The 8,508-nt window shown below is 68.6% G+C and carries 8 protein-coding genes and 2 riboswitches; of the genes, 3 read left to right on the forward strand and 5 right to left on the reverse strand.

The genetic code is table 11. The annotated features are described in order from the left end of the window. Positions 1 to 53: 53 nt before the first annotated feature. The 5 genes from ABD932_RS32105 to ABD932_RS32125 all read right to left on the reverse strand — a co-directional run bounded on the left by ABD932_RS32105 (position 54) and on the right by ABD932_RS32125 (position 5,880). Entirely contained in the window at positions 54 to 1,805 is a 1,752-nt protein-coding gene (locus ABD932_RS32105) for an ABC transporter substrate-binding protein (protein WP_486389372.1), read from the reverse strand. 59 nt (positions 1,806 to 1,864) lie between these two features. Continuing rightward, entirely contained in the window at positions 1,865 to 2,863 is a 999-nt protein-coding gene (locus ABD932_RS32110; RefSeq protein WP_345018069.1) for an ABC transporter permease, read from the reverse strand. 355 nt (positions 2,864 to 3,218) lie between these two features. After that, positions 3,219 to 4,016, reverse strand: coding sequence for an enhanced serine sensitivity protein SseB C-terminal domain-containing protein (locus tag ABD932_RS32115; protein WP_345018071.1), 798 nt, complete (start codon positions 4,014 to 4,016; stop codon positions 3,219 to 3,221). Positions 4,017 to 4,262: 246 nt separating this feature from the next. After that, the gene (locus tag ABD932_RS32120; protein WP_345018073.1) at positions 4,263 to 5,054 is read right to left on the reverse strand and encodes an enhanced serine sensitivity protein SseB; all 792 of its coding nucleotides are present in this window, start codon (positions 5,052 to 5,054) and stop codon (positions 4,263 to 4,265) included. A gap of 151 nt (positions 5,055 to 5,205) precedes the next feature. Then, the gene (locus tag ABD932_RS32125; protein WP_345018103.1) at positions 5,206 to 5,880 is read right to left on the reverse strand and encodes an AAA family ATPase; all 675 of its coding nucleotides are present in this window, start codon (positions 5,878 to 5,880) and stop codon (positions 5,206 to 5,208) included. A gap of 214 nt (positions 5,881 to 6,094) precedes the next feature. Continuing rightward, positions 6,095 to 6,196: riboswitch (glycine riboswitch) on the forward strand. After that, positions 6,197 to 6,313, forward strand: a riboswitch (glycine riboswitch). 43 nt (positions 6,314 to 6,356) lie between these two features. On the opposite strand from ABD932_RS32125, the gene gcvT reads away from it, so the two are divergent. The 3 genes from gcvT to ABD932_RS32140 form a co-directional block, all read left to right on the forward strand. Continuing rightward, the gene (gene gcvT, locus ABD932_RS32130) at positions 6,357 to 7,493 is read left to right on the forward strand and encodes a glycine cleavage system aminomethyltransferase GcvT (protein ID WP_345018075.1); all 1,137 of its coding nucleotides are present in this window, start codon (positions 6,357 to 6,359) and stop codon (positions 7,491 to 7,493) included. 143 nt (positions 7,494 to 7,636) lie between these two features. Further along, a complete protein-coding gene (gcvH, locus tag ABD932_RS32135) occupies positions 7,637 to 8,014 on the forward strand; it encodes a glycine cleavage system protein GcvH (RefSeq protein ID WP_062717581.1) in 378 nt (125 codons plus the stop codon). 16 nt (positions 8,015 to 8,030) lie between these two features. Continuing rightward, a partial coding sequence (locus ABD932_RS32140; protein ID WP_486389373.1) for a PLP-dependent aminotransferase family protein occupies positions 8,031 to 8,508 on the forward strand: 478 nt, incomplete at its 3' end.

Below are 8,508 nucleotides of genomic sequence, written 5' to 3' on the forward strand. Positions count from 1 at the left end.
GCCCGCGGGCCGCTGAGCCCGCGGGCACCAATGCCTTCACCTGCCTTCCGGGGCTACTTCTTGGTCGTGCCGATGTTGAGGTAGTCGTACTGACCGCTGAAGGCCGCCGTGGACACCAGGTTGGTGAAGTTGGCGGGGCGGTACAGCAGGACCTTGAAGTAGGTCAGCGGGACGATCGCCGCCTGGTCCATCGCGCGCTTGTCGATCTGGGCGTACAGGCTGTTGCGCTCGGCCTCGTCCTCGGTGGCGATGGCCTTCTCCAGCGTCTCGTTGATCTCCTTGTCGTCGATGTACGAGAGGTTGGTGTTGCCCGAGGCGCCGATCGCGTCACCGTGCAGGATCTGCTGGAGGAAGCCGTAGCCGGACGGCCAGTCGGCACCCCACTGCATCATGTGCAGACCGATGTTCTGCTTCTTGTCGAACTCCGGCACACCCGCGTAGTCGGTGAAGTACTTGCCCGACGGGTACTGCTTCAGGCTGGCGTTGATGCCGACCTTCTTCAGCGAGGCGATGATCGCGGTGGCCGCGTCGATCTCCTGCGGGCGGTCGCTGCGCGCCGAGATGTTGGTGCTGATGGTCGACTTGCCGCAGGCCTTCAGCTGCTCCTTGGCCTTCGCCGCGTCGCCCTTGTTGCCGTCGGTGGCGTAGACGTCCGCCTTCTCGTAGCCCGGGATGTCCGGCGGAAGGACGGTGGTGGCGATGTCACCGCGGATCGGGCCGCCCTCGGCGGTCTGCACGGAGACCTTGTCGATGGCGTACTGGACGGCCTTGCGGCACTCGACCTTGTCGAACGGCGCGACCTGGGTGTTGATCGCCATGTAGACCAGGCGGCCACCGTAGGTGTTGTCCGTGTTGGCCTTCAGCGAGGCGTCGTTGACGACCTTCGCCTGGGTCGCGGCCTGGACACCGGTACCACCCAGGTCGATCGCCGTACCGGCCTGGACGTCCTGGTCGATCGTCTCGGCGTTGACCTTGAGCTTGACGACGATCTTGTCCGGGTACTGCTTGCGCAGCGGGTCCGTCTTCGCGTCCCAGTTCTTGTTGCGGACGAGGACGGCCTGCTTGCCCTCCTCGTAGCTCTCGAACTGGTACGAGCCCGAGGAAACGATGCTCTTGACGTAGTCGATGCCCTTGTCCTTGGCCTGGGGCACCGGCGCGGTCTGCGGCGTCGCGACCAGGTAGTCGAACTCCTGGAAGGCACGGTTGAGCTTGAAGACGATCGTGGTGTCGTCCGGCGTCTCGATGGACTTCAGGCCCTCGGCGCTCTTGTCCTTGTAGGGGCCCTTGTACTTGTCGCCGCCCTCGAGGAACTGCTGGAAGTAGTTCGGGCCGAGGGAGAGCACGTCACGCGCGAAGTTGGAGCGCTCGACGGCGTACTTGACGTCCTTCGAGGTGATCGGCGTGCCGTCCTGGTACTTCAGGCCCGAACGCAGCTTGTACGTCCAGGTCTTGCCGCCGTCGCTGGGCTCACCGGGGCTCGCCGCGAGGTCCGGGACCAGCTCGTTGCCGGCCTCACCGGCGGCGGGCTTGAAGGTCATCAGCGGGCGGGCGTACAGCCGGCTGAGGTTGTACATGTACGCGTAGTACGTGTTGCCGGGGTCGAAGGAGTCCGGGACGTCCGAGTACTCGTACGTGACCGTCCCACCCTTCTGGGTGGAGGCGTTGACGACACCCTTGGTCGCTGCGTTGGCCCCAGCCGACTTGTTTCCGTTGTTGTCCGAGTTGTCATCGGCCTTGCTGCAAGCCGAAAGCAGCAAGCTCGCACTGCCGATGGCCGCGATCGCGGCCAGCGCTGACCTTCGCATGATGGTCTGCTTCCCCTCCATTGTTGGAAAACCTGTTGGACTCTCTGCGCGACCGCGGTTCAGCGGCTGCGCGGGTCGAGAGCGTCACGGAGACCGTCGCCGAGCAGATTGAACGCCAGCACGGTCACGAAGATGGCCAGACCAGGCACGATCATGAACTGGGGGTCGACCTGGTAGTAGTCGACCGCCTGGTTGATCATGCCGCCCCAGGACGCCTGCGGGGGCTGGATGCCGACGCCGAGGAAGCTCAGGGACGCCTCGAAGAGGATGTTGGTCGGGATGAGCAGCGTCGAATAGACGATGATCGGGCCCACGAGGTTCGGCAGCAGCTCCCGGAAGAGGATGTACGGCCCCTTGGCCCCCATCCCCCGGGAGGCGTCGACGAACTCCCGCTCGCGCAGGGCCAGCGTCTGGCCCCGGACGATACGGCCCAGATAAGGCCAGTTGAAGAAGCCGATGACGAAGATCAGCACGCTGATGTGCAGCGGCAGGCCTTCCAGCCCGAAGGCACCGCCCTGCAGGGTGGCGGAGATGGCGATCGCGAACAGCAGGAGAGGGAACGCCAGGAAGGTGTCCATCAGCCGGCTGATGATCGTGTCGACACGTCCGCCGTAGTAGCCGGCCACGACACCCAGGACGGCGCCGATCGTGTTGGACAGGATCGTGGCCCCGAAGGCGACGACCAGCGAGACCCAGGAGCCCTCCAGGATCCGGGTGGCGATGTCCCGGCCGAACTTCGGCTCCACACCGAGCGGGTGCTCCCAGCTCATGCCGCCGAAGTCACCCTTGGGCAGCGAGGTGTTGGGGTCGATCAGATCCTGGTTGAGGGCGTTGGGGTCCAGGCCGAACATCGCCTGGATGGGACGGGAGAGGATCGCGAGCAGGATCAGCAGGATCACGATGACCCCGCCGGCCACGGCAACCTTGTCCTTCTTGAAACGGGACCAGGCGATCTGCCCCAGGGAACGACCCTCGATCTGCCCCTTGTCGACGCCGACGAGTACAGCCTCCGGCTGTGCCTCTGCCTGCGCCCCAGTGGTCTCGATCGGTGCGGTCACAGTGACCTGACCCCTCTCGCCGGCGGTAACCGGCCTACACCCGCCGTGGATTACGGCTTTGTCGACTTGCGGTCGATCACAGGATCGACCGATCCCGTGTCTGGATGGGGAGTCTTCAGCGTCGTCGCGATCACCCGCCAGATCTGGCGAAGAAAGTATGCGCAACCGTGATGCAGACCTGGGGATTCCGTTATCCGAACAGTGGGTAGCGACCCCCGGACGCCGGACAGTTGAGACACAGCGGCAAAATCATTGACCTTCGCGACGATTCGCCGCCATCTACGCGCGAAGAAATATGGCCGTAACGTAAAGGCTGCGGTACGGCGTGGGAACGGCCGTGAAGATCCGCTTCCGCTCAGTAGCCCCCGCGGACCGGCGGATAGCCGTATCCGGCGGCGGGAGCCTGGGCGGGCGCCGCGTGTGCCTCGCGGTCGTAGAAGGGGCGGCCGTTCGCGCGCATCCACATGGCGACCGGGTCGCACTCGTCGGACATCGCCACGGTCGAGACGGGCAGCCCGTCCGGGACCGCGCCGATCGACTGCGACATCATCGAGCGCACCGAGTCCACGGCGGGCGGGCTGGTGTCGTACACGTCGAGCCCGATGGCGAGATACGGCGCACCGAGCGCCGGCTGCACCCAGGCACGGCGCAGGGCGCGAACGGCCGGGGTGCGGTGGGCGTTCTGCGCGAGCAGGGCGTAGAACTGCGGGATCTCGATCCCGGGTTCCGACAGCCGGAGGGGACCGGCGGGCTGGCGGTCCAGGCCGGTGGCGATGCGGCGCAGGTCGAGCCAGGGGATGCCGACGCCACCGCCCTGGGCGTGCGGGTTCAGCCACAGGCCGTAGTGGTCCGGGTAGAGGGTGCGGGCCACGTCGACTCCGTCGACGACCTCGTACGAGCGGTTCCAGCCGCTGGCCGACAGCTCCTGGGCGGAGGTGACGCACGGGGCGTAGCCGTAGCCCTCGACCTCCATGTTTCCGTACTGGGCGTCCGGGGAGCCGGCCTGGCCGTGCCACAGCAGCATCCAGATCTGGCCGGTGGACGGGGTCGCGAGCGCGCGCAGGAGGGCCTCGTAGGCGTCGTAGCGCCCGGGCGTCACCTGGCGCAGCATGTGCTCGACCTGTCCGGTCGAGGTCGTGCCGCTCGCGCTCACCTTTACCGCCCCTTCGGGAAACGTCGTGACTCCGTCGGCTTGGCCGACCGAGCGTCGTGACTCCGTCGATTTGAACCGACCGAGCTATGAGCCCAGCTTAGGCGCTCCGCCGGGAGAGCCGTGGAGAGCTCGGGACCTATTGTGGTCCGCGGGCTGCTGGTCGTGTGTGGCTTGTCGCGCCCACGCGGCGGAGCCGCACATGTATACAGCCCCGCGCCCCGTCAGGGCGCTGCCCCCTGAGGGACGTTACGAGTCCCGTTGATAGAAGGGGCGCACCTTTGCGCGCATCCAGTCGATCACCGGGTCCTGGGCGACGTCGAGGAGGACCAGGTTGACCGGCCACTGGACCGGGGTTCGGCCCAGGGTGCGGGCGAGGGCGTCCATGGGAGCGGCGCGCAAGTCGCCCTCCCATTGGGAGAGTTCGACGCCTATGAACATCACCGGCGCGGCCGTTTCGATCGCCGCGAGGCAGCGGCGGGCCGTGGCGACCACTCCGGTCGCCGCGAACTCGGCCGAGGCGGTCGCGAGGAAGTCGATCGGGTCTTCCTGCCAGTCGGGCTCGTAGAGCCTGACGCGGCCGCCGGTGGTGAGGCCGTCCAGCGGGGTGCGGCCCACGCGGCACAGCTCGGCCACCGCCGTCGGGGGCAGCGGGACGCCGACCACGCCGTCGGGGTTCACGGCGATGCCCACCTGCGGGGGCAGGCCACGGGCGAACTCGACCGCGGGGGCGATGGTGTACGACATGTGGGAGCCGACGACCTGGCGGAACTGTTCCTCGGAGCTGAAGACCGGGACGTACACCTGGCCCTCGATCTGCACCGTGGGCAGGTCCAGCGGGCCGCTGTGCGGGCCGCCGCCGTTGGGCAGGGGCACCCAGACGAAGCTGCGGCCCAGCACCTCGATGATCCGGCCGCCCGCCGAGGGCATGCCGAGGGAGGCCGAGAGCACCTCCTCCAGCTCGTTGCCGGGCCATCCGCCGTGCGGGTGGAGGTGTGCGTGTGCCGGGAAGTCCGCGGGGAGATCCGCTGCGAAGTCCATCTGAATGACCGCCTGCTGTGAACCACGTCTGTGGCTCGAAAGGCTATCGGGTGTCCGGCCCGCGCAGGTCCGCGACCGCGAGGTCCGCCAGGTTCGCGGCCGCGAGGTCCGCCAGGTCCGCGGCCGCGAGGTCCGCCAGGTCCGCGGCCGCTCAGCCCACGAACCCGATCCGGCGCAGTACGTCCGCCGCCGACCTGTCGATCAGCACCGCCGAGCCGCACCGCTGGGGCAGGTCGCCCTTCTCCACCGAGCGCAGCAGGCCGGAGGCCGCTCTGCGGTGGCGCAGGAAGGCGTAGCGCGAGACGCCTCGGCCGCGCTCGCGCTGGCCCTCCAGGGCCGTGTGCGGGGTGACGTCGAGCAGCAGCAGGTGCAGGGTGCCGCCGCGGCGGCGGGCCTCGCGGGCCAGCCAGCCGCGCACCCAGGCCTGCGTACCGCAGTCGTGCACGACGACGCCCGCGCCGGAGCGCAGGGCGCGGCGCAGTCCGGCGTAGTGCGCGAGGCGGACCAGGGGGCGGTAGAGGGGGTAGGGGAGGAAGCCGGGCATGCGGGCTTCCCAGCGGTCCCGGGTGTCCTGGGAGTCGATGCGGACGCCCTTCACGGTCCGCTTCATCAGCGTGGACTTGCCGCTGCCGGGCAGACCGGTGACCACGACGAGGTCCTTGGGGCCGAAGAGCAGGGCGTGCGGGCTGTGTCCGGAGCGCTCGCGCAGGTCGCGGACCACGGGGACCGGGCGCGCGTCGCGCGCCGCCCGGACGGGAGTCGTGGGCTGCTTCGGCAGCGCGAGGCCCGAGGTCGTGGCGTACGCCGTGGTCCTCTTCACCTTGATCGTCCTCCCCTGGAGCGGGTCACGAGTCCCATCCCCGTCGAGTGTAAAGAGAAGGTAATACCCGGCGTCTCTCGTTTCCGTTCTCTTACCGCAACAAGCCTGCTACAGGGTGCTGTATTTCCCTGTGGACCCTGTGTGACACCTGTACCCGACCCCCCTGCCGCGACGCCCGGATGCGTGCAATGATGTGCGCGCCAACTGCATACCGGCCGTTTGAATCCGCGCGGGAGAGTCCCCAGCAGCAGTGCGTCGCTGGGGCGCCGAAGGAGCAAGTCCCTCCCTTGAATCTCTCAGGCCCCGTTACCGCGCGGGCGAGGCACATCTGAAAAGCGGGCCGCTGCGTCTTCAGCGGCTCCACCCAAGGTGCAAGCCGTGACCTCGTCATACGCGGGTCATGGCGAACCTCTCAGGTTCCGATGACAGATGGGGAGGAACGACCTCGCCCGTGATGTCATGCCCTGGGAGACGACCGACCGATGAGCAGTACAGGAGAACTCCGTCACACCGCGCTCGATGCCCTGCATCGTTCGCTCGGCGCGACGATGACCGACTTCGCCGGCTGGGACATGCCGCTGCGCTACGGCTCCGAGCGCGACGAGCACAACGCCGTACGCACCAAGGCCGGCCTGTTCGACCTCTCGCACATGGGCGAGATCACGGTGACGGGGCCGGAGGCGGCCCAGCTGCTGAACCACGCCCTCGTCGGCAACATCGCCTCCGTCGGTGTCGGCCGCGCCCGCTACACCATGATCTGCCAGGCCGACGGCGGCATCCTCGACGACCTGATCGTCTACCGGCTCGCCGGGACCGACGCCGCTTCTTCCGAATACCTGGTCGTCGCCAACGCCTCCAACGCCCAGGTCGTCCTGGACGCGCTGACCGAGCGCGCCGCCGGCTTCGACGCCGAGGTCCGTGACGACCGGGACGCCTACGCACTGCTCGCCGTCCAGGGCCCCGAGTCCCCCGGCATCCTGAAGTCCCTCACCGACGCCGACCTGGACGGCCTGAAGTACTACGCCGGCCTGCCCGGCACCGTCGCCGGCGTCCCCGCGCTCATCGCGCGCACCGGCTACACCGGCGAGGACGGTTTCGAGCTGTTCGTGAAGCCGGAGCACGCCGTCGAGCTGTGGCAGGCGCTGACCAAGGCGGGCGAGGGCGTCGGCCTGGTCCCCTGCGGTCTCTCCTGCCGGGACACCCTGCGCCTCGAGGCGGGCATGCCGCTGTACGGCCATGAGCTGTCGACCTCCCTCACCCCCTTCGACGCCGGGCTCGGCCGGGTGGTGAAGTTCGAGAAGGAGGGCGACTTCGTCGGGCGCGAGGCGCTGCAGGAGGCCGCCTCCCGCGCCGCGGAGAACCCGCCCCGCGTCCTCGTCGGCCTGGTCGCCGAGGGGCGTCGCGTCCCGCGCGCCGGGTACCCGGTCGTCGCCGGCGGCGAGGTGATCGGCGAGGTCACCTCCGGTGCGCCCTCCCCCACGCTGGGCAAGCCCATCGCCATGGCCTACGTCGACGCGGCGCACTCGGCGCCCGGCACGGCCGGGGTCGGTGTGGACATCCGCGGCAGCCATGAGCCGTACGAGGTCGTGGCGCTGCCGTTCTACAAGCGCCAGAAGTAACAGTGGAAGCGGCGGATCCAGCGCCGAAAAGTACACACTGACAGCGGCGACCCCGTGACCCTGCGCACATTTGCGCTGCTCACGCACGCTTCCAGCAGTCCCCCATTCATCACCACTCCCGCGCGTACAGGAGAATTCAGGCCATGAGCAACCCCCAGCAGCTGCGCTACAGCAAGGAGCACGAGTGGCTGTCGACCGCCGAGGACGGCGTCTCGACGGTCGGCATCACCGAGTTCGCGGCCAACGCGCTCGGCGATGTCGTCTACGCCCAGCTCCCCGAGGTCGGCTCGACCGTGACCGCGGGTGACACCTGCGGCGAGCTGGAGTCGACCAAGTCGGTGTCCGACCTGTACTCCCCGGTCACGGGTGAGGTCACCGAGATCAACGAGGACGTGGTGAACGACCCGGCGCTGGTGAACTCCGCCCCCTTCGAGGGCGGCTGGCTGTTCAAGGTACGCGTCACGGAGGAGCCGGCCGACCTGCTCTCCGCCGACGAGTACGTCGCCCACACCGCCGGCTGAGGAGTCACATCCCCCTATGTCTGACAAGTCGCTTCTGAACACACCCCTGCACGAGCTGGACCCGGCGATCGCCGCCGCGCTCGACGCCGAGCTGGAGCGCCAGCAGTCCACCCTGGAGATGATCGCCTCCGAGAACTTCGCGCCGGTCGCGGTCATGGAGGCGCAGGGCTCGGTCGCCACGAACAAGTACGCCGAGGGCTACCCCGGCCGGCGCTACTACGGCGGTTGCGAGCACGTCGACGTCGCCGAGCAGATCGCCATCGACCGGGTCAAGGAGCTGTTCGGCGCCGAGTACGCCAACGTCCAGCCCCACTCCGGCGCCTCCGCCAACCAGGCCGCCCTGTTCGCCCTGGCCCAGCCCGGCGACACCATCCTCGGCCTGGACCTCGCCCACGGTGGCCACCTCACCCACGGCATGCGGCTGAACTTCTCCGGCAAGCAGTTCAACGTGGTCGCCTACCACGTGGACACCGCCACCGGTCTGGTCGACATGG

Source organism: Streptomyces shaanxiensis (genome assembly GCF_039537145.1).
Classification (GTDB): domain Bacteria; phylum Actinomycetota; class Actinomycetes; order Streptomycetales; family Streptomycetaceae; genus Streptomyces; species Streptomyces shaanxiensis.

What these genes read in the sequence shown, in the direction of transcription:
- gcvH (WP_062717581.1), top strand. Translation starts at nt 7,637, where the DNA reads ATGAGCAACCCCCAGCAGCTGCGCTACAGCAAGGAGCACGAGTGGCTG.
- gcvT (WP_345018075.1), top strand. Translation starts at nt 6,357, where the DNA reads ATGAGCAGTACAGGAGAACTCCGTCACACCGCGCTCGATGCCCTGCAT.
- ABD932_RS32120 (WP_345018073.1), bottom strand. Translation starts at nt 5,054, where the DNA reads ATGGACTTCGCAGCGGATCTCCCCGCGGACTTCCCGGCACACGCACAC.
- ABD932_RS32105 (WP_486389372.1), bottom strand. Translation starts at nt 1,805, where the DNA reads ATGCGAAGGTCAGCGCTGGCCGCGATCGCGGCCATCGGCAGTGCGAGC.